This is a genomic window from Micromonospora sp. NPDC001898 (genome assembly GCF_042891255.1).
GTDB lineage: Bacteria > Actinomycetota > Actinomycetes > Mycobacteriales > Micromonosporaceae > Micromonospora.
Window position 1 is genome coordinate 56,033 of the sequence record NZ_JBIATC010000012.1, and the last position, 23,460, is coordinate 79,492.

Annotated in this window: 19 protein-coding genes, 1 tRNA gene and 2 pseudogenes; 12 read left to right on the forward strand and 10 right to left on the reverse strand. The window is 72.0% G+C overall.

All coding sequences use genetic code 11. The features are described from left to right. Positions 1-57: 57 nt before the first annotated feature. Together ACFYZF_RS22620 and ACFYZF_RS22625 are read right to left on the reverse strand one after the other, a co-directional pair. Positions 58-1,053, reverse strand: coding sequence for an LLM class flavin-dependent oxidoreductase (locus ACFYZF_RS22620; RefSeq protein WP_387023796.1), 996 nt, complete (start codon positions 1,051-1,053; stop codon positions 58-60). 71 nt (positions 1,054-1,124) lie between these two features. Then, positions 1,125-1,604 (reverse strand): Lrp/AsnC family transcriptional regulator, encoded by a 480-nt coding sequence (locus ACFYZF_RS22625; protein ID WP_350885069.1) that lies wholly within the window; start codon positions 1,602-1,604, stop codon positions 1,125-1,127. An 83-nt stretch (positions 1,605-1,687) separates the two neighbouring features. On the opposite strand from ACFYZF_RS22625, the gene ACFYZF_RS22630 reads away from it, so the two are divergent. Then, positions 1,688-2,866, forward strand: coding sequence for a trans-sulfuration enzyme family protein (locus ACFYZF_RS22630; protein WP_387023798.1), 1,179 nt, complete (start codon positions 1,688-1,690; stop codon positions 2,864-2,866). Between the two features lie 42 nt (positions 2,867-2,908). Here the strand turns inward: ACFYZF_RS22630 and ACFYZF_RS22635 are convergent, their stop codons facing one another. The 3 genes and pseudogenes from ACFYZF_RS22635 to ACFYZF_RS22645 all read right to left on the reverse strand — a co-directional run bounded on the left by ACFYZF_RS22635 (position 2,909) and on the right by ACFYZF_RS22645 (position 3,767). Further along, positions 2,909-3,274 (reverse strand): hypothetical protein, encoded by a 366-nt coding sequence (locus ACFYZF_RS22635; RefSeq protein WP_350885155.1) that lies wholly within the window; start codon positions 3,272-3,274, stop codon positions 2,909-2,911. A 276-nt stretch (positions 3,275-3,550) separates the two neighbouring features. Further along, a pseudogene (locus tag ACFYZF_RS22640) lies at positions 3,551-3,718 on the reverse strand (hypothetical protein); the annotation flags it as partial. Then, positions 3,694-3,767, reverse strand: a tRNA-Leu gene (locus tag ACFYZF_RS22645). The gene ACFYZF_RS22645 and the pseudogene ACFYZF_RS22640, both read right to left, overlap by 25 nt. 92 nt (positions 3,768-3,859) lie before the next feature. Between ACFYZF_RS22645 and ACFYZF_RS22650 the strand changes: the two genes are divergently transcribed. The 8 genes from ACFYZF_RS22650 (at position 3,860) to polA (ending at position 13,851) form a co-directional block, all read left to right on the forward strand. Further along, a complete protein-coding gene (locus ACFYZF_RS22650; RefSeq protein WP_387023800.1) occupies positions 3,860-4,480 on the forward strand; it encodes an ANTAR domain-containing response regulator in 621 nt (206 codons plus the stop codon). 72 nt (positions 4,481-4,552) lie between these two features. Then, entirely contained in the window at positions 4,553-5,752 is a 1,200-nt protein-coding gene (locus ACFYZF_RS22655) for a hypothetical protein (RefSeq protein WP_387023802.1), read from the forward strand. A 267-nt stretch (positions 5,753-6,019) separates the two neighbouring features. After that, complete coding sequence (locus ACFYZF_RS22660; RefSeq protein ID WP_387023804.1) at positions 6,020-7,186, forward strand: branched-chain amino acid ABC transporter substrate-binding protein; 1,167 nt, start codon at positions 6,020-6,022, stop codon at positions 7,184-7,186. A 91-nt stretch (positions 7,187-7,277) separates the two neighbouring features. Beyond that, entirely contained in the window at positions 7,278-8,228 is a 951-nt protein-coding gene (locus ACFYZF_RS22665; RefSeq protein ID WP_387023806.1) for a branched-chain amino acid ABC transporter permease, read from the forward strand. Next, positions 8,225-9,379, forward strand: a complete 1,155-nt coding sequence (locus tag ACFYZF_RS22670; RefSeq protein ID WP_387023808.1) for a branched-chain amino acid ABC transporter permease — start codon at positions 8,225-8,227, stop codon at positions 9,377-9,379. Before ACFYZF_RS22665 ends, ACFYZF_RS22670 begins: the two co-directional genes overlap by 4 nt. A 7-nt stretch (positions 9,380-9,386) precedes the next feature. Further along, the gene (locus ACFYZF_RS22675) at positions 9,387-10,292 is read left to right on the forward strand and encodes an ABC transporter ATP-binding protein (RefSeq protein WP_387023977.1); all 906 of its coding nucleotides are present in this window, start codon (positions 9,387-9,389) and stop codon (positions 10,290-10,292) included. Beyond that, positions 10,282-10,992 carry an ABC transporter ATP-binding protein gene (locus tag ACFYZF_RS22680; RefSeq protein WP_387023810.1) on the forward strand — a complete coding sequence of 237 codons (711 nt, stop codon included), beginning with the start codon at positions 10,282-10,284 and terminating at the stop codon, positions 10,990-10,992. Before ACFYZF_RS22675 ends, ACFYZF_RS22680 begins: the two co-directional genes overlap by 11 nt. Positions 10,993-11,142: 150 nt before the next feature. Continuing rightward, positions 11,143-13,851, forward strand: coding sequence for a DNA polymerase I (polA, locus tag ACFYZF_RS22685; protein ID WP_387023812.1), 2,709 nt, complete (start codon positions 11,143-11,145; stop codon positions 13,849-13,851). A 73-nt stretch (positions 13,852-13,924) separates the two neighbouring features. Here polA and ACFYZF_RS22690 read toward each other — a convergent pair. The 4 genes and pseudogenes from ACFYZF_RS22690 to ACFYZF_RS22705 form a co-directional block, all read right to left on the reverse strand. Further along, positions 13,925-14,212: pseudogene (locus ACFYZF_RS22690) on the reverse strand (DUF3140 domain-containing protein); the annotation flags it as partial. Between the two features lie 43 nt (positions 14,213-14,255). Beyond that, complete coding sequence (locus ACFYZF_RS22695; RefSeq protein ID WP_387023813.1) at positions 14,256-14,474, reverse strand: DUF2945 domain-containing protein; 219 nt, start codon at positions 14,472-14,474, stop codon at positions 14,256-14,258. A gap of 38 nt (positions 14,475-14,512) precedes the next feature. Further along, positions 14,513-15,115 (reverse strand): Uma2 family endonuclease, encoded by a 603-nt coding sequence (locus ACFYZF_RS22700; RefSeq protein WP_387023815.1) that lies wholly within the window; start codon positions 15,113-15,115, stop codon positions 14,513-14,515. 57 nt (positions 15,116-15,172) lie between these two features. Next, positions 15,173-16,018 (reverse strand): class I SAM-dependent methyltransferase, encoded by an 846-nt coding sequence (locus ACFYZF_RS22705; protein WP_387023816.1) that lies wholly within the window; start codon positions 16,016-16,018, stop codon positions 15,173-15,175. A gap of 373 nt (positions 16,019-16,391) precedes the next feature. On the opposite strand from ACFYZF_RS22705, the gene rpsA reads away from it, so the two are divergent. After that, positions 16,392-17,888 (forward strand): 30S ribosomal protein S1, encoded by a 1,497-nt coding sequence (gene rpsA, locus ACFYZF_RS22710; protein ID WP_387023818.1) that lies wholly within the window; start codon positions 16,392-16,394, stop codon positions 17,886-17,888. A gap of 251 nt (positions 17,889-18,139) precedes the next feature. Next, complete coding sequence (coaE, locus tag ACFYZF_RS22715) at positions 18,140-19,321, forward strand: dephospho-CoA kinase (protein WP_387023820.1); 1,182 nt, start codon at positions 18,140-18,142, stop codon at positions 19,319-19,321. A gap of 36 nt (positions 19,322-19,357) precedes the next feature. Here the strand turns inward: coaE and ACFYZF_RS22720 are convergent, their stop codons facing one another. Beyond that, the gene (locus ACFYZF_RS22720; protein ID WP_387023822.1) at positions 19,358-20,815 is read right to left on the reverse strand and encodes a hypothetical protein; all 1,458 of its coding nucleotides are present in this window, start codon (positions 20,813-20,815) and stop codon (positions 19,358-19,360) included. A gap of 536 nt (positions 20,816-21,351) precedes the next feature. Here ACFYZF_RS22720 and uvrB point away from each other — a divergent pair. Further along, complete coding sequence (gene uvrB, locus ACFYZF_RS22725) at positions 21,352-23,460, forward strand: excinuclease ABC subunit UvrB (RefSeq protein WP_387023824.1); 2,109 nt, start codon at positions 21,352-21,354, stop codon at positions 23,458-23,460.

Consider the following 23,460-nt stretch of genomic DNA (forward strand, 5'->3'; position numbering starts at 1 on the left):
CGCGTCGAGGGGGTGACGCCGTTATGAAGACCGTGTTTCGGGCGTTTCCAACAAGGTTCACCCGTCCCGGCGCAGCCCGCCCACCACCTTGTCCGCGATCAACTCGTACGAGCGCACCCGGTCGGCCACGTCGTACACCAGCGTGGTCAGCATCAGCTCGTCCGCGCCGGTGCGCTCCAGCAGGCCGGTGAGCTGCCGGCGCACCGTCTCCGGCGACCCCAGCGCCTGCCCCTCCCGCCGGGCGAGCGCGAACTGCCGCTCCGCCTCCGTGTACGGGTACGCCGCCGCCTCGTCCGGCGTGGCGAGGGGCTCCGGCCGCCCCGAGCGCAGCCTCAGGAACGACAGCGCGCTCGGCCCCGCCAGCCACTCCGCCCGCTCGTCGGTGTCCGCGCAGACCGCGTTCACCGCCACCATCGCGTACGGCTTCTCCAGGAACCGCGACGGCCGGAAGTGCTGCCGGTACAGCGCCAGCGCCGGCAGTGTGTGCTGCGCGCTGAAGTGGTGCGCGAACGAGAACGGCAGCCCCAACAGCCCGGCGAGCTGCGCGCTGAATCCGCTGGACCCCAGTAGCCAGACAGCGGGCTGTAGGCCCCGCCCCGGCGTGGCCGTGATCGGCCCCGGGCGCTCCCCGGAGAAGTAGTTCATCAGGTCGGCCAGTTCCCGGGGGAACCCCTCGGCCGACAGCCCCTCCATCGTCCGGCGCAACGCCAGCGCGGTGACCTGGTCGGTCCCCGGGGCCCGGCCGATCCCGAGGTCGATCCGGCCCGGGTGCAGCGCTTCGAGGGTGCCGAACTGCTCGGCCACCACCAGCGGGGCGTGGTTGGGCAGCATCACCCCGCCCGAGCCCAGTCGGATCGTCGAGGTGTTCGCCGCCAGGTGCGCGAGCAGCACCGCCGGCGCGGAGCTCGCGATCGCCGGCATGTTGTGGTGCTCGGCCACCCAGAACCGGCGGTAGCCCAACTCCTCCGTGCGCCGGGCCAGCTCGGTGGTGTGCCGCAGGGCCGCGCCGGCGGTGGCGCCGGCCGCGACCGGGGCAAGATCAAGAACAGACATCGGTACGTTGATCACGCGATCGTCCAACCCGCCCAGTGCCGGAATTGTTCCCCTCGCCGGGTACGTGTAACTCAACCCATCCCGCGCGCCTGCTCGAAGATCAGGCTGGTCTGGGTGTGCTGCACCGCCGGGTCCACCGCGAGATGGTCCAGCACGAAGTCCCGCAACGCGTCCCCCGACGCCGCCCGCACGTGTAACACGTAGTCCTCCGCGCCCGCCACGTGGAACACCGACACCACCCCGGGCAGCCGCACCGACCGGGCCCGGAACGCGTCCACCGCCGCCCGCTCGTGCGCCGTCAGCCGCACCGACACCAGTGCCTGCAACGGCAGTCCCACCGCGGCCGGGTCCACCTCCGCGTGGAACCCCCGGATCGCCCCGCACTCGCGCAGCGACCGGGTCCGGGTCAGGCATGTCGACGGTGCCACCCCCACCCGGTCCGCCAGGGCGTTGTTCGGCAGTCGGCCGTCCACGGCCAACTCGGTCAGGATCGCGCGATCGACGTCGTCCAGGGCGGCGAAGGGCCGCACATCATTCGGTGCGAGGGGCATTCCACCATCCTGCTCCGAATCATCGCGTTGTCAAAGACCGACAAACAGAATCTTCTGCGACTCTATTGCCGATTGTCGCCCTGATGTTCGACGCTTCCCGCATGACGACCGTGGACACCAGAGCAGTGCACGCCGGCCGCGCCGACCTGGCCGCCCTCGGCGTCCACGTCCCACCCATCGACCTGTCCACCACCAACCCCCTGCCGTCGGTCACCGACGGCGGCGACGCGTACGAACTCCTCGCCACCGGCGGCGCCCTCCCACCCGGCGGCAGCGCCGTCTACCAGCGCCTCTGGAACCCCACCGTCGCCCGCTTCGAGACCGCCCTCGCCGAGCTCGAAGGCACCGCCGCCGCCGTCGCCTTCGCCAGCGGCATGGCCGCCCTCACCGCCACCCTCCTCGCCGCCACCCGGGACGGGAAGCGCCACATCGTCGCCGTCCGCCCCCTCTACGGCGGCACCGACCACGTCCTCGCCACCGGCCTGCTCGGCACCGAGGTCACCTGGGCCCACCCCGACGGCGTCGTCGCCGCCGTCCGCCCCGACACCGCCCTCGTCATCGTCGAGACCCCCGCCAACCCCACCCTCGACCTCGTCGACATCGCCGCCCTGGCCACCGCCGCCGGCGAGGTGCCCCTCCTCGTCGACAACACCGTCGCCACCCCTGTGCTCCAGCAACCCGCCCGGCACGGCGCCGCGCTCGTCCTGCACAGCGCCACCAAGAGCATCGGCGGCCACGGCGACGTCCTCGCCGGCGTCGTCGCCTGCGACGACCAGTGGGCCGCCCGGCTGCGCCAGGTCCGCGCCCTCACCGGCGCGATCCTGCACCCCCTCGGCGCGTACCTGCTGCACCGCGGCCTCCAGACCCTGCCCGTGCGGGTCCGCGCCCAGTCCGCCGGGGCCGAGAAGCTCGCCGGCTGGCTCGCCCGCCACCCCGCTGTCGCCCGCGTGCACCACCCCGGCATCGACGACCCCGCCGGGCTCGTCGGCCGGCAGATGGCCGGCACCGGCAGCCTGCTCGCCTTCGAGGTACGCGGCGGCGCGCCCGCCGCCGCAGCCGTCGCCGGGGCGTGCCGGCTGATCACCCACGCCGTCTCCCTCGGCGGCGTGGACACCCTCATCCAGCACCCGGCCTCGCTCACCCACCGGCCGGTCGAAGGCGACGCCAAGCCGGTCGGCGGTTTGCTGCGGATCTCCGTCGGCCTGGAGGATCCGGAGGACCTGCGGGCGGACCTGGAGCAGGCGCTCGCCGCACTCGGCTGACCGGCGGGTGCCCGGGTCGGGCGGCGGTCCCGCCCAGCGGGGTCAGGACTTCGGGCCGACGTGCCGGTCCAGCGCGGCGACCGCCTCGCGCCTGGCCACCGACAGCGAGTTGCGGCGGCTCATCCGCCAGGCGACGCCCAGCAGGCCCAGCGCCCACTGGCACAGCCCCATGATGTCGGCCGACTCGTTGGTGAACATGTAGCGGGGATAGACGTAGCCTTTGCCGCGCACGGTCACCCGGTTGGCGAACCGGCAGCCGTCGGAGTGGAAGAGGCCGCGAACGAAGTCGCCGGGGTGGGCGGTGACGATCTCGCGCTGCCAGTCGGCGAGGACGATGGGCCGCTCGTGCTTTTTGCCCGGCCCGTGCTGCGGCAGCAGGCAGGGCCAGTGCACGCCGTAGCTCTGCACGCTGACGCACCCCTGCTGCTGAACCCGTTGCACTTTTGCCGCCAAGACCGCTCGCATGGCGGAGTCGCAAGCCTCGATAAGGCCCGGCCACACGTTGCTGCACGAGATCCTCAGGACCGGAACCCGACTCGAGGTGGTGAGGTGCCCATCTCCGAGGTAAAGCCCCAGGAGATAGGCATAGGCATGTGGGTCTGTCGAATTGCCGATACCGGGACCGCAGCGAAAACAGCGGAAGGCGGTGCCTTGCTGCTTCGGCTCAGGACGATGCCTGCACCACTGACGGACCGTCGCGTAGGGGAGGCCGACACTGCGGGCGGTTTCGGCAACCGTGGCCCCGGAGAGGTAGAGGCGACGGGCGCGCGCTCGGATCTCAGGTGGATGCACCCACCCATCTTCGAACGCCTGTATGACAACTTCTGTGCCCCCGGTGGGACTCGAACCCACACTGTCGGAGGTTTGAGCTCCGTCTCTCTTCCGGTTGGAGTACAGGGGCTTCCGTGGTTCGGCCCTGACAGACTACCCACTACGCTAGGGGCGGCGACACCCGGCACGGCGGTGTCGGGCACAGACTGGTGGGAGTGGCTCGTGGCCGAGACGCAGACGGATGCCGAGCGCAGGCGGGTGTTGATCGCCGAGGACGAGGCGCTCATCCGGCTGGACCTGGCCGAGATGCTGGTCGAGGAGGGCTACGACGTCGTCGGCGAGGCCGGCGACGGCGAGACGGCCGTCCGGCTCGCCGAGGAGCTGAAGCCCGATCTGGTCATCCTCGACATCAAGATGCCGATCATGGACGGGCTGGCCGCCGCCGAGCGGATCGCCGGTGCCCGGATCGCCCCGGTGATCATCCTGACCGCGTTCAGTCAGCGTGACCTGGTGGAGCGGGCCCGGGCGGCCGGCGCGATGGCGTACCTGGTGAAGCCGTTCCAGAAGAGCGATCTGGTGCCGGCGGTGGAGATCGCGCTGTCCCGGTACTCGGAGGTCGCCGCGCTGGAGGCCGAGGTCGCCGGCCTGACCGACCGGCTGGAGATCCGCAAGACGGTGGAGCGCGCCAAGGGCACGCTGATGACCACGTACGGGATGACGGAGCCGGAAGCGTTCAAGTGGATCCAGCGCACGGCGATGGACCACCGACTGACCATGAAGGAGGTCGCCGAGCGGATCCTCGCCGAGACCGCCGGCGGCGAGGTGGCCCAGCCGGCCTCCTGACGGCCCCGTCCGGCGGCGGGCCCGCGCGTCGCGGGCTCCCCGTCGTTGCGATTGATCGATACGATCGCGTCCATGTCCTCTCGGCGCCTGCGGGCGATGCCCGGCGTGGTGGCCGCGTGCGCGGTGCTGCTGGCCGGGTGCTGGTCGGCCCCGCGTCCCGCGCCGACGCCGACCCCGCTGCGCCCCGACTGGCGGGCGGTGGCCCTGCCGACGCCGCCGGGCGCTCCGGGGCGGCTGCTGCTGCGCGACGCGGTGGCCTGCGGTGGGCGCTGGTTCGTGGTGGGCGCGGTCGCGGATGCGGCGGGCGTGACCCGGCCGGCGGCGTGGTCCAGCCCGGACGCGACGGCGTGGACGTCGCTGCGGCTGGCGGCGCGCAGCGGGTACGGCCCGGAGAACGTGCTGACGGCGGTGGGCTGCCGCGACGGCCGGCTGGCGGCGGTGGGCGCGAAGAGCGGCGGGGTGCACGGCAATCCCCGGGTGAGCACGTGGCGGCAGCTCGCCGACGGCTCGGTGGTGGAGGTGCCGGCGGAGTTCGAGGTGTTCGGCGGCCCGGACGCGGTGAACGTGGGGCGGATCGCGGGCGGCCCGGAGGGTTGGGTGATCGCCGGCAACCGGGGCACCGGCGCGGCGGCCTGGTCCTCGGTGGACGCGGGGGAGTTCCGGCTGGTCAGCGGCGTGCCGCCGCTGGCGTCTGACGCGGCGGGGCGGACCTGGGCGGCGGACGTGGCAGCGGGAGCGTCGGGTTGGGTGCTGGTGGGCTCGTCGCGAACGCCGGGGCGGCCGGGCGGTGAGCCGGCGGTGTGGACCTCGCCGGACGGCCTGGACTGGCGGCGGGAGACGCTGTCGGACGCGGACGCGCCGGGCGATCTCCAGCGGGTGGTCCGGGCGGGGGAGCGGCTGGTCGCGGTGGGTAGACGCGGTGACGGCGTGGGGGCCTGGATCGAGGGGCCCGGCGGAGCTGCGGGGGCGACCCGGGTGGAGTGGCGGCCGGGCGGGGTGCTGGATCGGGCCGGGGGCGCGTCGGCGCAGGTGGCGGGCCTGGCGGCGGTGGACGGCGGGATGGTCGCGGTGGTCCTGTCCGACGCGGGCGGGGCGGCCTGGTTCTCGACGGACGGTGGCGGCTGGTCGCCGGTGCTGGTGCCGGCCCCGTTGCCGGTGGGGGCGGACCGGTCGGTCGCGGTGGCCGGGGCGGGGGACCGGGTGTTGCTGCTGGTGGATGGCGCGCGGGGCACCGGGGTCTGGTCGGCGCGTATGCCGGACGGGCCCGGGTGAGCGTGCCTGTGGTTTGTTTCCGGACAGTGTCGGATGTCGGCTTTTACCCGATCCTCCCGAGTGTGTGTTACAGCACTTCAGTGAATCTGGCCACTCAACGTAACGGTTAGGTCAACCCCGCTTCTCAGGTCTTACGGCGTGCCCTGCTGGTGGGATAACGTCCCGCCCCAGACCGGGTTCGCGGTCGGTTCGAAACCCCTCCAGCAAGAGCCAATTTCCACATTGCGGCGGGTGATTCGGGCCTTCGGACGGAGGAGGGTACGAGCCGTGAGGCAGAAGCTCGCACGGGTGCTCGGTGGCGTAGCCATCAGCGCGCTCGTTTTCAGTGGCACGGCCGCGTGTAAGGCCGACAGTGGCACCGAGGAGGGTGGCAGCTCCGCCGCCTGTGACCTCAAGATCGGCTTCTTCGGCCCGCTCACCGGCGACGCCGCGGGTCTCGGTATCCACATGCGCAACGGCACCAAGCTGGCGATCGACCAGTACAACAAGGACAACGCGGACTGCAAGGTCAACCTCGAGCAGTACGACTCGCAGGGTGACCCGGCCAAGGCCCCGCCGCTGGCGCAGAAGGCGGTGGGCGACACCAAGGTCGTCGGCCTCGTCGGCCCGGCGTTCTCCGGCGAGTCCGAGGTGGGCGGCCCGATCTTCGACGAGGCCGGCCTGCCGGTCATCACCCCGTCGGCGACCAACCCGACTCTGACCACCAAGGGCTGGAAGGTTTACCACCGGGGCGTCGGCAACGACACCTCGCAGGGCCCGGCCGCCGGTCGCTACATCAAGAACGTGCTGAAGGCCGAGAAGGTCTACGTCGTCGACGACCAGTCGGCGTACGGCACGGGCCTGGTGGGCGAGGTCAAGAAGGTTCTCGGCTCGGTCACCGGCGAGGACAAGATCCAGGTCAAGCAGACCAACTTCTCCGCGGTCGTCACCAAGATCGTCGGCAGCGGCTCGACCGTCCTCTTCTTCGGTGGCTACTACACCGAGGCGGGCCTGCTGCTCAAGCAGCTCAAGGGCGCCGGCTGGAAGGGCACCATGGTCGCCGGTGACGGCGTCAACGACGCCCTCTTCATCAAGGTCGCCGGCCAGGCGGTCGCCGAGGGCACCGTCCTGACCTGCCCCTGCGCCCCGGCCACCGCGGCCAAGGGCACCTTCGTGACCGACTACAAGGCGGCCTTCGAGAACGCCGAGCCGGGCACCTACGCCGACGTGTCGTACGACATCGCCAAGATCTACCTCGAGGGCATCAAGGCCGGCAAGGTCACCCGCGCCGACCTCCTCGCCTTCGTGAAGGCCTACAACAAGGCCGGCACCGCCACCGGTGTGACCTACAAGTTCGAGGCCAGTGGCGAGCTGGACCCGGCGCAGGTGGTGGTCTGGGCGTTCAAGGTCAACGCGGGCAAGGTCGTTCCGGACATCGAGATCCCGAAGGCCTGACCGGTTCTCCGGTCCCGCCAGGGATACCAGACGACGCGGCCGGGAGTGATCCTCCCGGCCGCCTCGTTTGGCCGCACAGTTGGAGCCCTACTTGAACTTCGATGAGTTGTTCGGGAATTTCCCGGCCCTGACCATCACCGGGCTGGAACAGGGCGCGATCTACGCCCTGGTCGCCCTCGGCTACACCCTGGTCTACGGCGTCCTCCGCCTGATCAACTTTGCCCACTCCGAGGTCTTCATGGTCGGTACCTTCACCGCCTTCTGGACCTGGGAGGCCCTCGGCTACGACCAGAATTCCGCCGCGCCGGCCCTCGGCCCGCTGATCCTCGCGCTGGCGGCCGGCCTGATCGTGGCGGGCGTCGCCTCCGCGGCGACGGCGGTGACCGTGGAGTTGGTCGCCTACCGGCCGCTGCGGCGGCGCAACGCGCCACCGCTGGCCTTCCTCATCACCGCGATCGGCGCGTCGTTCGTGCTCGCCGAGTCCTTCGGCATCGGCACCCGCCGGGCGCCGTTCGGCATGCCGACGCTGCTTCCCTCCGAGACGCTGTTCACCGTCTTCGGTGCCGCCGTCACCAACGTCCAGCTGCTGATTCTCGGCGTGACGCTGGTGATGATGGTCGGCCTGGACCAGTTCGTGAACCGCAGCCGGCTCGGCCGTGGCATCCGGGCGGTGGCCCAGGACCCGGACACCGCCGCCCTGATGGGCGTCAACAAGAACCGGGTGATCCTGCTGGTGTTCGTGCTCGGCGGCCTGATGGCCGGCGTCGCGGCGCTGCTGTGGAACGTCCGCTACGGCTACACGAAGTTCAACGTGGGCTTCCTGATCGGGCTGAAGGCGTTCGCGGCGGCGGTGCTCGGCGGCATCGGCAACCTGCGTGGCGCGCTGCTCGGCGGTCTGCTGCTCGGGGTGGCGGAGAACTACGCCGCCGGCCTGTTCGGCGGAGACTGGAAGGACTTCACCGGCTTCGTGCTGCTGATCGTGCTGCTGATGTTCCGCCCCACCGGCCTGCTCGGCGAATCTCTCGGGAGGGCGCGCGCATGACCGCCACCGTGGACAAGGGTCGGCCCGCCGGCTTCAAGGGCCGCTGGTCGGCCATGCCCAAGCAGGTCCGCTGGGCCGCGATCGCGGCGCTGATCGTCCTGCTCTACATCCTGCCCAACAAGTGGTTCTACGAGTACCTGGGCTTCCCGATCGGGAGCGAGTACTTCGCGCTCTACACCACCCGGTCGGACTTCGCGGGCGTGCTCTTCGACACCGCGGTCTTCGTCCTGCTGGCCGTGGGGCTCAACGTCGTGGTCGGCTTCGCCGGCCTGCTCGACCTGGGCTATTTCGGGTTCTACGCGCTCGGCGCGTACACGGTCGCGTTGCTGACCTCGCCGGAGAGCCGGCTCGGGACGGAGTGGCCGTGGCTGGCGGCGGTGCCGATCGCGGTCATGGTCGCGATGATCTCCGGCGTCATCCTCGGTGGCCCGACGCTGCGGCTGCGCGGCGACTACCTGGCCATCGTGACCCTCGGCTTCGCCGAGATGATCCGGCTCTACGCCGCCCGTAACGAGGGTGTCCTCCAGGGGCAGCGGGGCATCCCGGGCATCCCGCACCCGCCGGGCACCGGATCGGACGGCAAGCCGTTGTTCGGGGTGGTGGACGCCCGCCCGTACTACTGGCTCCTGCTGACGTTGATCCTCCTGGTGATCGTGCTGGTCCGGAACCTGGCCAACAGCCGGGTCGGCCGGGCCTGGGTCGCCACCCGCGAGGACGAGGACGCCGCCGAGGTCATGGGCGTGCCGACGTTCAAGTACAAGCTCTGGGCGTTCGCCATCGGGGCGGCGGTGGCCGGCCTGACCGGTGCCGTCTTCGCCGGCAAGCAGACGTTCATCAACTCGGACCAGTTCGTGTTGGAGAGCTCCATCCTGGTGCTCGCGGCGGTCATCCTGGGTGGTGTCGGCAACATCAAGGGCGCCATCGTCGGCGGCGCGATCACCTGGTACCTGCCGGAGTGGTTGCGTGGCGTCGGCGAACTGCTGGGGGTGGAGTTCGACGCGGCGGAGTACCGGATCCTGATCTTCGGCCTGGTCGTCATCGTGATGATGATCTTCCGTCCGCAGGGTATCGTGCCCAACCGGCGGCGGGCGGCGGAGTTCGCCGACCGACGCCAGGAGGCGGTTCCGCAGGAGAAGGTGCCCAGTGAGTGACCCGCAGATGAAGAGCGAGCGCGACGCCCGCAGCGACCGCGACGTCGCCGCCGACGGCCGTAGCACGGTCGGCGTTCCGCCGGAGAAGGGCCCCGACGGGCCCACGGCCACCGCCCCGGCGGCGCGGGACGCCGCGGGGCGGGAGCCGCTGCTCGAGGTCGACGACGTCACGCTGCGCTTCGGCGGCGTGGTCGCCCTCGACAAGGTCAACTTCACCCTCTACAAGGGGGAGATCCTCGGCCTGATCGGCCCGAACGGCGCCGGCAAGACGACCTGCTTCAACGCGATGACCGGCGTCTACCGGCCCACCGAGGGCGAGATCCGGTTCAAGGGGCAGCGCACCAACGGCAAGCGGCGGTCGTGGATCACCAAGGCCGGCATCGCCCGGACGTTCCAGAACATCCGGCTCTTCCCCGAGATGACGGCGCTGGAGAACGTGATGGTGGGCGCGGACGTCCACCACAAGACCAGCGTCATCTCGGCCATGCTGCGCCTGCCGCGGCACTGGCGGGAGGAGCGGGAGGGCCGGGAGAAGGCGTACGAGCTGCTGCGGTTCGTCGGCATCGAGCGGCGCGCGAACGACCTGTCCCGCAACCTGTCGTACGGCGAACAGCGCCGGCTGGAGATCGCCCGGGCTCTCGCGACGGACCCCGCCCTGCTCTGCCTGGACGAGCCGGCCGCCGGCTTCACCCCGGCGGAGAAGGAGGAGCTGCTCGGCCTGATCCGGTTGATCCGCGACAACGGTACGACCGTGCTGTTGATCGAGCACGACATGCGGCTGGTGATGGGCGTGACCGACCGGATCGTCGTGCTGGAGTTCGGCAAGAAGATCGCCGAGGGGTTGCCGGCCGAGGTCCGGGACAACCCGAAGGTGATCGCCGCGTACCTGGGGGTGCCGACCGATGCTGCTTGAGATCAAGGACCTGACCCTGCTGTACGGACGCATCCAGGCGCTGCACGGGATCAGCCTGGTGGTCAACGAGGGCGAGGTGGTCGCGCTCATCGGCGCCAACGGCGCGGGCAAGACCACCACCATGCGGGCGATCTCCGGGCTGCGTCCGGTGGCCCAGGGCTCGATCGTCTTCGACGGCACGGACGTCACCCGGATGCGGGCCGACCTGCGGGTGACCCGCGGGATCGGGCAGGCGCCCGAGGGCCGGGGCGTGTTCCCCGGCATGACGGTGATGGAGAACCTGGAGATGGGGGCGTACACCCGCCGGGACAAGGCGGAGATCGCCAAGGACCTGGCGATGGTGCTGGACCTCTTCCCCCGGCTGGCGGAGCGGCGCAAGCAGGCCGGCGGCACCCTCTCCGGCGGTGAGCAGCAGATGCTCGCCGTGGGTCGGGCGCTGATGGCCCGGCCGCGGTTGCTGCTGCTCGACGAGCCGTCGATGGGTCTGGCGCCGAAGCTGATCCAGCAGATCTTCGAGATCATCACCCGGATCAACGAGCAGGGCACGACGATCCTGCTGGTGGAGCAGAACGCCCAGCAGGCGCTGTCCCGCGCCCACCGGGGGTACGTGCTGGAGACCGGCCGGATCGTCAAGGAGGGCACCGGCCGGGACCTGCTGCACGACCCGGCGGTCAAGGAGGCGTACCTCGGCGTTGCCTGAGGTCGTACCGTCGGCGGCCGGCTGTCCCCACCCGGGGGCGGCCGGCCGCCGACGTCTGCGTCCCCGACGTCCGGTCGCCGGGGCGATTCCCGGCTCCGCCGGCCGTGCCGGCGGGCGGCGATGTCGGGCGTACGGGCTAGAGTCGCGGGCGTGACAGCTACGACGCCGCGCCTGCTTCTCGTCGACGGACACTCCATGGCATACCGGGCGTTCTTCGCCCTGCCGGTGGAGAACTTCTCCACCACGACGGGGCAGCCGACAAACGCCGTCTACGGCTTCACCTCGATGCTGATCAACGCGCTGCGCGACGAGCAGCCGACCCACATCGTCGTCGCCTTCGACGTGTCCCGCCGCTCCTTCCGCACGGAGAAGTACGCGGAGTACAAGGCGGGCCGCAGCGAGACCCCGGCGGACTTCAAGGGCCAGGTCAGCCTGGTCAAGGAGGTCCTGGCCGCGCTCCAGATCCCGGTGGTGGAGATGGAGGGCTACGAGGCCGACGACGTCATCGCCACCCTCGCCTGCCAGGCCCGCGACCAGGGCATGACGGTGCTGATCTCCAGCGGCGACCGGGACGCCTTCCAGCTCATCGACGACAACATCACGGTGCTCTACCCGCGCAAGGGCGTCTCCGACCTGGCCCGGATGGACGCCGCCGCGATCGAGACGAAGTACGGCGTCGGCCCGCAGCGCTACCGCGACCTGGCCGCCCTGGTCGGCGAGACCAGCGACAACCTGCCGGGCGTGCCCGGGGTGGGGCCGAAGACCGCCGCCAAGTGGATCAACCTGTACGGCGGGGTCGACGGCGTCATCGCGCACGCCGACGAGATCAAGGGCAAGGCCGGCGACAGCCTGCGCGAGCGGCTCGCCGACGTGATCCGCAACTACGAGATCAACTGCCTGGTCTCCGACCTGGAGCTGCCGCTCCGCCCCGAGGACGCCCGCTGGGCCGGCTGGGACCGGGAGGCGGTGCACCAGGTCTTCGACACCCTGGAGTTCCGCATCCTGCGCGACCGGCTCTACCAGTACCTGGAGGCCGTGGAGCCGGAGGCGGAGGCCGGGTTCGACCTGACCGGCGAGAAGCTCACCGAGCCCGGCGCGCTGGCCGGTTGGCTCGACGCGCACGCCCCGGCCGGCGTCCAGGTCGGCGTCGCGGTGAAGACCCCGGCGAAGCCGACCACCCCCCGGGAGCGGTACGAGCCGCAGCTCGACGGCGTGGCCCTCGCCCTGGCGGCCGGCCAGGCGGCCTGGTTCGACCCGGCGCAGCTGGCCGAGGCCGACGAGCGGGCCCTGGCCGGCTGGCTGGCCGACCCGCAGCGGCCCAAGGTGGTGCACGACAGCAAGCACGCCCGGCTGGCGTTCGCCGCCCGCGGCTGGTCCCTGGCGGGCGTGGCCCGCGACACCGAGCTGGCCGCCTACCTGGCGCGCCCCGACCAGCGCTCCTACGACCTGACCGACCTGGCGCTGCGCTACCTGCACCGGGAGCTGCGGGTCGACGCCCCGGAGACCGGTCAGCTCACCCTCGACGGCTTCGGCGACGACGGCGAGGCCGAGCAGAACCTGATGCTCCAGGCCCGGGCCACCCTCGACCTGGCCGACGCGATCGACGCCGAGCTGTCCCGCGACGGCGAGCAGTCCGCCCGGCTCATGGCGGGGGTCGAGCTGCCGCTGTCGGAGGTGCTCGCGACGATCCAGCGGGTCGGCATCGCCGCAGACCTGGACTATCTCCAGGAGCTGGAGGCGCACTTCGCGGGCGAGGTCAAGGCCGCCGCCCAGGGCGCGTATGCCGCGGTGGGGCGGGAGTTCAACCTCGGCTCCCCGAAGCAGCTCCAGGAACTGCTCTTCGGCGAGCTGGATCTGCCCAAGACCAAGAAGATCAAGACCGGCTACACCACGGACGCCGACGCCCTCCAGTGGCTCTACGCGCAGAACCCGCTGCCGGTGCTGGAGCACCTGCTGCGCCACCGGGACGTGGCCAAGCTCAAGTCGACCGTCGACGGCCTGCTCAAGTCGGTCTCCGACGACGGCCGCATCCACACCACGTTCAAGCAGACGGTGGCGGCCACCGGCCGGCTCTCCTCCACCGACCCCAACCTGCAGAACATCCCGATCCGCACCGAGGAGGGCCGGCGGATCCGCCGGGCCTTCGTGGTGGGGCAGGGGTACGACTGCCTGCTCACCGCCGACTACAGCCAGATCGAGATGCGGATCATGGCGCACCTGTCGTCGGACGACGCGCTGATCGAGGCCTTCAACTCCGGCCGGGACTTCCACGCCGCCACCGCGTCGTCGGTGTTCGGGGTGCTGGTGGAGGCGGTCACCGCCGACCAGCGTCGCAAGATCAAGGCGATGAACTACGGCCTGGCGTACGGGCTGAGCGCGTTCGGCCTGTCCCAGCAGCTCGGGATCACCGCCGAGGAGGCGCGCGGGCTGATGGAGAACTACTTCGCCGGCTTCGGCGGCGTCCGCGACTACCTCAACGAGGTCGTCGCCCGGGCCCGGCACGACGGTTACACCTCCACCCTTCTGGGCCGCCGGCGATACCTCCCTGACCTGGTCAGCGACAACCGGCAGCGCCGGGAGATGGCCGAGCGGATGGCGCTGAACGCCCCGATCCAGGGCTCGGCGGCCGACATCATCAAGGTCGCCATGCTGCACGTCGACGCGGCGCTGCGTGACGCCGGCCTGCGGTCCCGGATGCTGCTCCAGGTGCACGACGAACTGGTCTTCGAGGTGGCCCCGGGCGAGCGGGACGCCCTGGAGGCGCTGGTCCGCAAGGAGATGGGCGGGGCGTACCCGCTGTCGGTGCCGCTGGAGGTCTCCGTCGGGGAGGGCCGCGACTGGAACAGCGCCGACCACTGACGCTCCACCCGGTCGCCGTGGCGGTCGGTCGCCGTAAACCCCGGTCGCCCCACCGGGGCCACGACCCGTCTCACTTGAGCGGGTCGTGGCCCCAGTTCATCAGCGACCACCGCCACTTCGTGTCGCGCACGTTCCCGGACGGCCGCTGCGCCATGTGCCGGCGGACGTATCCGACGACCTTGCGCATGTGCTGGTAGTCGGCCTCGGACAGCCCGGCCCGGCCGCGCCGCAGCAGGTTGATGATCTTCCGGCCGGACTCGTGCCCGACCGACTCGCCGCCGCCCGCCCGGCCGCCCTTGTGCGAGCCGACCTGCTTCGACTCGTCGGTCTCCAGCCACGTCGACAGCTCGCCCGGCTTCATGTTCACCGTCTCGGCGAACTCCCGGTACGTGTCGCGTCCCCGCTCAGCCCTGCTCACGGCGCAGCACCTCCGGCCGGTGGGCGACGTCCCGTCCCGAGTCGTCGACGCGGATGCGGTACTGCGGCTCGTCCTGCGACGCGTTCACGGTGTGCCCGCGCACGTGCGTCCGCTCGGTCAGCTCCTCCCGCACCACTCCGTGGGCGCGGCCGCTGTGGCTGGCCCAGGAGACGTGGTCACCCCTGTGGAACTTCTTGTCGGCCATGAGGCTGGCTACCCGGGGTGCCCTCGGCCAAACGGCGGCTACGCGGCGAGCTCGGCGACCGGTAGCTTGATCTCGAACGGCTCGGTCAGCTCGATGAGCTCCGCGCTGTCGGCGACCAGCTCGTACTGCCGCTCACCGCTCAGGCTGAGCTGGCCGCTGAGCCGGTACGCGTACACGTGCACAGGGTCCTGCTCGATGCGCCAGTAGAACGGGATGCCGGCGGCGGCGTACTCGCCCGGCTTGGCGAAGCGGTCGACCCGCCGGGTGCCGGGGGACACCACATCCACCGCGAGGACGACGTCCTCCGGCAGGAGCAGGGAACGGTCGGACCGCACCTCGGCGCGGCGCAGCAGCACGTCCGGCTGTCGGCTGGTGTTCGCGTTCAGCGCCACCCCGACGGCCTGCGTGGCGCGGAGGTGGTCGGGCGCGTGTTGCAACAACCAGCGGGCCAGGAGCAGGGAGATGTCCTGATGGCCCAGGGTGGGGGAGGGTGTCACCTGGATGACTCCGCCGACGAGTTCGACGCGCGGGGCGTCGTCCGGCAGGTTGGGCAGGTCTTCCAGCGTGTAGTCGGCACGCTGCTGCCGGATCGGGTCCGGACACCAGGGGCCAGGTGGTGTCGCGATCGGCTCGGCGCTCACCCGGTCAGCGTAACCCCGGCCCTCGCCCGGGGCGTCGCACCCGCTGTGCGACTCCGCTCAGCCGGCGGGCTTCTCCGCGACGAAGATGGCGGTGCCGGGGAAGAGCCGGCCGCGCAGCGGGCTCCACTGCCCCCAGATCCCCTCGTGTTCCTCCGGCCACTCCGGCTCCACCAGGTCGACCAGCCGGAACCCGGCGCCGACCAGCTCGCGGACCCGGTCGCCGAGGGTACGGTGCTGCTCGACGTACGTCGCCGCGCCCGCCGCGTCCTGCTCCACGTACGGGGAGCGGTCGAAGTACGAGTGCACGGCCGTCAGACCGTCCTGGCCCGGGTCGTCGAGGAAGACCCAGCGCATCGGGTGGGTCACCGAGAACACCCACCGGCCGCCGGGCCGCAGCACCCGGAACACCTCGCGCATCACCGCCGCCGAGTCGGCCACGAACGGGACCGCCCCGAACGCCGTGCACGCGATGTCGAACGCCGCGTCCGCGAAGGGCAGCGCGAGCGCGTCGGCCTGCACCAGTGGCACCCGTACACCCGAGCGGTCGGCGGCCGCCGCGGCGTGCCGGAGCATGCCGGCGGACAGGTCCAGCGCGACCGGTCTCGCCCCCGCCGTGGCCAGCCAGCGGGCGGCGGCCGCCGCCCCGGCGCCCACCTCCAGCACCCGCTGCCCGGTGACGTCGCCGAGCAGCCGGGCCTCGGCCTCCCGCAGCCCTTCGGGGCACCAGACGAACTCCACGTCGCCGAGGAACGCGCCGTGCTCGGCCTGGTAGTCGTCGGCGTCGGCGTCCCACCAGCCACGGCTGGCCCGGCGGCTCTCCGCGTCGGTGACCGGGCGCCGCAGCACGCCCTGCGGGTCGGCGTGGTCGGCGTGGGTGGCGGCACCCGCCCGATCGTCGGTCATCGCGGCAGTCTAGTGGCCACCCGGCCTGGTCCCCGGTTCCGCGCCGAGGCGGCCCGCCGCCCGGCGCGGCGCCGGCCGGACGGGGGCAAAGCACCGCCTGTCGGGACGTAAGAGACGGCGCATCGCGAAAGCGGGCTGGATCACTTATGCCCGGGGCTTGCACGCTGTGGTAATACACACGGTAGGCTGGACGATGCGCTCGCGGATCGTGTGCCTCGGCAGGGAGCAGGTGCGCGGTCGACGGAGCTACATCAGATCTCACTCAGCGATCGTTCGGTGTGCCCGGCGACGGATCCGTTGGCGCGGAACAGGTCACCGCGACACCAGCCTGCTGTGACAACCCAAAACCCATCCGACCGGAGCAACCGCCCACATGACGAGCAGCATCGAGGCCCCCTCGAGCGCCACCCGGGTCACCCACGACGATCTCGGTTCCGAGGAGGCTTTCCTCGCCGCGATCGACGAGACCATCAAGTACTTCAACGACGGCGACATTGTCGAAGGCACCGTCGTCAAGGTCGATCGGGACGAGGTCCTGCTCGACATCGGCTACAAGACCGAGGGCGTCATCCCCTCTCGTGAGTTGTCGATCAAGCACGACGTGGATCCCGCCGAGGTCGTCTCGGTCGGTGACCACATCGAGGCCCTGGTCCTCCAGAAGGAGGACAAGGAGGGTCGTCTGATCCTCTCCAAGAAGCGGGCGCAGTACGAGCGGGCCTGGGGCACGATCGAGAAGATCAAGGACGAGGACGGTGTCGTCCGCGGCTCGGTCATCGAGGTCGTCAAGGGTGGCCTCATCCTCGACATCGGGCTCCGCGGCTTCCTGCCGGCGTCCCTGGTCGAGATGCGGCGGGTGCGTGACCTGCAGCCGTACGTCGGACGCGAGCTCGAGGCCAAGATCATCGAGCTGGACAAGAACCGCAACAACGTGGTCCTGTCCCGCCGGGCCTGGCTGGAGCAGACGCAGTCCGAGGTGCGCACCGAGTTCCTCAACAAGCTGCAGAAGGGCCAGGTCCGCAAGGGCGTCGTGTCCTCGATCGTCAACTTCGGCGCGTTCGTCGACCTGGGCGGCGTGGACGGCCTCGTGCACGTCTCCGAGCTGTCCTGGAAGCACATCGACCACCCGTCCGAGGTCGTCGAGGTCGGCCAGGAGGTCGAGGTCGAGGTCCTGGACGTCGACCTGGACCGCGAGCGGGTCTCGCTGTCGCTGAAGGCGACCCAGGAGGACCCGTGGCGGCAGTTCGCCCGCACCCACGCGATCCAGCAGATCGTGCCGGGTAAGGTCACCAAGCTGGTGCCGTTCGGCGCCTTCGTCCGGGTGGACGACGGCATCGAGGGCCTGGTCCACATCTCCGAGCTGGCCGAGCGCCACGTGGAGATCCCGGAGCAGGTCGTCCAGGTCGGCTCCGAGGTCATGGTCAAGGTCATCGACATCGACCTGGAGCGTCGCCGGATCTCGCTGTCGCTCAAGCAGGCCAACGAGGGCTTCGTCGAGGGCGAGGAGCACTTCGACCCGACCCTCTACGGCATGGCCGCGACGTACGACACCGAGGGCAACTACATCTACCCGGACGGCTTCGACCCCGAGACGGGCGAGTGGCTCGAGGGGTACGACAAGCAGCGCGAGACCTGGGAGAACCAGTACGCCGAGGCTCGCGTGCGCTGGGAGGCCCACACCAAGCAGGTGCAGACCTCTCGGGCTGCCGACGCCGAGGCCGCTGCCAACCCGGCTCCGCCGGTGTCCGCTGGTGGCACCACCACCACCTCGACCAGCTCGGCCCCGAGCCGGCAGGCCGAGGAGCCGGCCGGCACCCTGGCCACCGACGAGGCGCTCGCCGCTCTGCGGGAGAAGCTCGCCGGCGGCAAGTGACCCGCTGACGACGACGGGCCCCGTCCCCGCGATCCGGTTTCACCGGGTCGCCGGGGGCGGGGCCCTCGCCGTGCCCGGTCCTGGGGGAATGCCCGGCCCTGCGGGCCGTCCCGCGTCGTGCCTGTCGCGTTGTGCTCGGCCCCCGCATGATCGAGCACGATCGTGGGCCACCAGCGGTGCCGGTGCCCTGTCCCCGGCACCGGCCGTCGGGCCGGTTTGGCTCGGCGCACCGGATCCGGTTGACTGGTCCGGTGTTGATGGTGGGACTGACCGGCGGAATCGCGTCCGGCAAGAGTGCTGTCGCGGCGCGGCTGGCCGCGCTCGGCGCGGTGTTGATCGACTCCGACCGGATCGCCCGGGAGGTGGTCGCCCCGGGCAGCGAGGGACTGGCGGAGATCGTCGACGCCTTCTCCGACCGGGTGCTCGGTCCCGACGGGGCACTGGACCGGGCCGCGCTGGGCGCGGTCGTCTTCGCCGACGAGGCTGCCCGCCGCCGGCTGGAGGCGATCACCCATCCCCGGGTCCGGGCCCGCAGCGCCGAACTCGTCGCGGCGGCGGCCCCGGACGCGGTCGTCGTCAACGACGTGCCGCTGCTGGTCGAGGTCGGGCTCGCCCCGACGTACCACCTGGTGGTCGTCGTGCGGGCGGAGGTGGCGACCCGGCTGACCAGGCTGGAGCGCGACCGGGGCATGGACCGGGTGGACGCCGAGCGGCGGATCGCCGCGCAGACCGACGACGCCCGCCGCCGGGCGGCGGCCGACGTGGTGCTGTCCAACGACGGCACCCTCGACGAGCTGCACGCCGCGGTGGACCAACTGTGGCGGGACCGGCTGCTGCCGTACGAGGCGAACGTGCGAGACCGGCGCGCGGTGCGTCCCGAGCGGGTGAGGCTGACGGACCCCGACCCCACCTGGCCCCAGCAGTACGCCCGGCTGGCGGCCCGGATCCGGCACGCGATCGCCCCCGCCGACCTGCGGATCGATCACATCGGGTCGACCGCCGTGTCCGGCCTGGCGGCCAAGGACGTCATCGATATCCAGCTCACGGTGCCGAGCCTGGCCGAGGCGGACGGTCCGCTGGCGGACCGACTCGCCGCCGCAGGGTTTCCCCGGCTGCCCGGCCAGTGGTGGGACAACCCCCGGCCGGAGGGCTGCGACCGGTGGGAGAAGCGTCTGCACGGCAGCGCCGACCCCGACCGCCCGGTGAACCTGCACCTGCGTCCGGCGGGCTCGCCCGGCTGGCGCTATGCCCTGCTGATGCGGGACCACCTGCGCGCGGACCCGGACCAGCGGGCGGCGTACCTGGCGCTCAAGCGGGAACTGGCGGCCAGCGCGCCGGACACCATGGCGTACGCCACCGCCAAGGACCCGTGGTTCGACGAGGAGCACCACCTCGCCGAGGAGTGGGCCGCACGGAGCGGCTGGCGGCCCTGACCCGTCGTATCCGTCCTGCGCCGCGGCGACCGGGCGTCAGCGCCCCGGCTCGCGGGCGGGCGGGACGGGCGAGGGCAACGCCGGCACCCGCCCCGGCACGAGGTCGAGCTGGGCGTACGTGCCGAGCCGGGTACGCAGCTCCAGCCGACGGAGCAGGCCCTTCTTGTCGATCCAGTAGCGCAGCCGGCCGTGCCGGGTGTCCACCTCGATGACGTCGACGGTCCGGTCGGCGAGGCGGTCCCCACGGATCCGGGTGGCTGGCCGGGGCGGCCTGGTCGCCGAGCCCACCCGCAGCGCGGTGGCCAGCAGCACGTCGACGTCGTCAGCGCCGGGCCTGCCGCGTTCCCAGGTGGGTCCGGCGCGTGGGGGCGGCACCGGCGGCGCGACGAGCACGTCCCCGGCGTACGGCGTCGACCAGACCCCGGCGGCGTCGTAGCGGCGCAGGGTCCGCCCGGCGGGTGCGTCGCGGGTGCCGACCGACAGGTACGCGGCCCGTTCGGTCCAGCTGATCCAGCCCGCGCCGCGCAGGGTGACGCCTGGGGCGACGGGTGCGGTGAGGGTCGCCGCCGCGCCACCCGCGGCGCGCATCCGGGCCGCCACTCGCGCGAACCGGTCCTCCTCGGGCTCGGTGAGCGCTCTGGGCAGCCCCGCCCGGCCGCCCAGCGCCGCCACCGGCCACAGCACCGGCCGGTTGGCCCGTTGCAGTTCCACCGTCACCGGCACGCCGCCGGGGAGGCGTCCCTCCAACCGGTGCAACCGGGCGTCCCGATCGAGCCACCAGCGTGCGGCCCCGTCGAGGAGCGCGGTCCCGGCGGGCCTGGCGGCTGCGGCCGGCAGGCTCACCGCCGGGCCGGGCCAGCCCGCGGGCCGACCGGCGGTGTCGGATCGCAATGGGGACGCCGTGGGAGCGTCCTGCGGTCCCTGCCGGCCGGCGTCGTCGGGCAGCGGGGCCTGGAGGACGTCCACGGGCTGCCTGCCGGCCTCGGCGCGGGCCAGCCACCGGGCGGTGCCGGCAGGGATCGCCCCGGCCGGCTCGGCCCGGGGCGCGGCGAGCGCGAAGAGCAGGTCGAGGGTGGGGCGCAGGGGGCGAGCGGCGGACCCGTCGGCGACCCGCCACCCGTCGACCGGGGGCACCATGGGCGGGGCTGCCGGTGCCGGCACCGCCGTGGGGTCGGGCCGGGCCATCAGCAGCCCGGGGGTGGCCTGGACCAGGCCCCGGCCCCGCCCGGCCCCCGGGCCGCCGACGTCCACGTAGGCCAGCGGCCGGGACCAGTCCACCCAGCCCACCACGTCGGTGCGGGCGGCGGCGGTGCCGATCGTGATCCGCAGGCCGGACCGGACGTCCCGGTGGTTGGTGACCCGGACGGCGGCGAGCCGCTCCGCCTCGGCGGGGGTCAGCGGCCGGGCCGGCTCCGGGGCCGCCGGCGCCCAGGTCAGCAGACCGGCGGCCAGGCCCGCGGCGGAGGCGACGGCGATCGCCCCGAGGGTGACCACGGTGGTACGCCGACGCCGGCTGTCGCGCCGGTCGCTTGCGCCGTCGCTTGCCGAAAGGTGACGGTTCCGGTCGGGCACGGCGTCGGTTGCCGAATGGCGACGGTTCCGGTCGGGTACGGCGTCGGCGCCCGGCCCACGCGGATCCCGGTCGAATTCGGCGCTGCGGGCACCCGGTGGGCGGCGGTCCCGGTCGGGTCGGGGCGTCGGGTCGGGGGAGTTGTCCACGGCAGGATGAACGTCCGGCGCGCGTGACAGGTGACGCACGAATCGCCCCTGGTGGGGCGCTCGCGGCGGCCGGTCTGCGCGTCGCGCGACCACCGGGGGCGCGCACGCCGGTGATGTCCGGGTGCTGCGACCCCCTGTGCCGGGGGCGCCGGCCGTTGAGGCCAGGCCGCCGGCCCGGACGGCCGCCGCGAGCGGCCTACGGCCCATACCCTAGCGCGGTGAGATGTGCCACACAATGCGAATATTGAAGCCGATCACTGACTGACGGTGGTCGCCGCGTTGTGTCGGGCCCCCGGCGTACGGTTGGGGTCATGGCGCTCGACATTCCCCGGCTCGACGGCCGGTTCCAGGTGGTCAGCGATTTCCAGCCGGCCGGCGACCAGCCGGCAGCCATCGACGATCTGGAGCGTCGGGTGCGGCGCGGAGAACGCAACACGGTCCTGCTCGGCGCGACCGGCACGGGAAAGAGCGCCACCACGGCCTGGCTCGTCGAGCGGTTGCAGCGCCCCACCCTGGTGCTCGCCCCCAACAAGACGCTCTGCGCCCAGCTGGCGAAGGAGTTCGGCGAGCTGCTGCCGCACAACGCGGTGGAGTACTTCGTCTCCTACTACGACTACTACCAGCCCGAGGCCTACATCCCGCAGACCGACACCTACATCGAGAAGGACTCCTCGATCAACGAGGAGGTCGAGCGGTTGCGGCACTCGACGACCATGTCGCTGCTCACCCGCCGCGACGTGGTCGTGGTGGCCACGGTCTCGGCGATCTACGGCCTGGGCACCCCGGAGGAGTACCTCGACCGGGCCGTCCGGGTCGCCGTCGGGCAGGAGCTCGACCGCGACCAGCTGCTGCGTCGCCTCGTCGACATCCAGTACACCCGCAACGACATGTCCTTCCAGCGGGGCACGTTCCGGGTGCGCGGCGACACGCTGGAGATCATCCCGGCGTACGAGGAGCTGGCCATCCGGGTCGAGCTGTTCGGCGACGAGGTGGAGAAGCTCTACTACCTCAACCCACTGACCGGTGACGTGGTCCGCGAGGCCGACGCTCTGATGATCTTCCCGGCCACGCACTACGCCGCCGGCCCGGAGCGGATGGAGCGGGCCACCCGAGACATCGAGGCCGAGCTGGCCGAGCGGCTCGCCGAGCTGGAGCGGCAGGGCAAGCTGCTGGAGGCGCAGCGGCTGCGGATGCGCACCACCTACGACCTGGAGATGATGCGTCAGGTCGGCTTCTGCTCCGGCATCGAGAACTACTCCATGCACATCGACGGGCGGCAGCCCGGCAGCCCGCCGCACTGCCTGCTCGACTACTTCCCGGACGACTTCCTCACCGTCGTCGACGAGTCGCACGTGACGATCCCCCAGATCGGCGGCATGTACGAGGGCGACGCCTCCCGCAAGCGGATGCTCATCGACCACGGCTTCCGGCTGCCCAGCGCCGCCGACAACCGGCCGCTGCGCTTCGACGAGTTCCTGGAGCGCGTCGGCCAGATGGTCTTCCTCTCCGCCACTCCCGGCCCGTGGGAGCTGGAGCGGGCCCAGGGTGAGTTCGTCGAGCAGGTGATCCGCCCGACCGGCCTGATCGACCCCGAGGTGGTGGTGAAGCCCACCCGGGGGCAGATCGACGACCTCATGCACGAGATCAAGCTGCGCACCGAGCGGGACGAGCGGGTCCTGGTCACCACGCTGACCAAGAAGATGGCCGAGGACCTGTCCGACTACCTGCTGGAGAACGGCATCCGGGTGCGCTACCTGCACTCCGAGGTGGACACCCTGCGCCGGGTGGAGCTGCTGCGCGAGCTGCGCAAGGGCGACTACGACGTGCTGGTCGGCATCAACCTGCTCCGGGAGGGCCTCGACCTGCCCGAGGTGTCCCTCGTGGCGATCCTCGACGCCGACAAGGAGGGCTTCCTGCGCAGCGGCCGGTCGTTGATCCAGACCATCGGCCGGGCCGCCCGGAACGTCTCCGGCCAGGTGCACATGTACGCGGACAAGATCACTCCGTCGATGGCGACGGCGATCGAGGAGACCAACCGGCGCCGGGACAAGCAGATCGCCCACAACAAGGCGCACGGCATCAGCCCCGAGCCGCTGCGCAAGAAGATCCACGACATCCTCGACGACATCTACCGGGAGGCGGAGGACACCGAGAACTCCCGGATCGGCGGGGCGGCGCGGCAGCTTTCCCGGGGCAAGGCGCCGGTCAAGGAGACCCGCAGCCGCAGCCGGATCGGCGCGGCGGGCCCGTCCCGTGAGGGGATGGCCCGGGCCGACCTGGCCCAGCTGATCCAGGAGCTCAACGACCAGATGCTGGCCGCCGCCCGGGAGCTGCAGTTCGAGCTGGCCGCCCGCATCCGCGACGAGGTCTCCGACCTCAAGAAGGAGTTGCGGGGGATGGACGCGGCCGGCGTGAAGTGA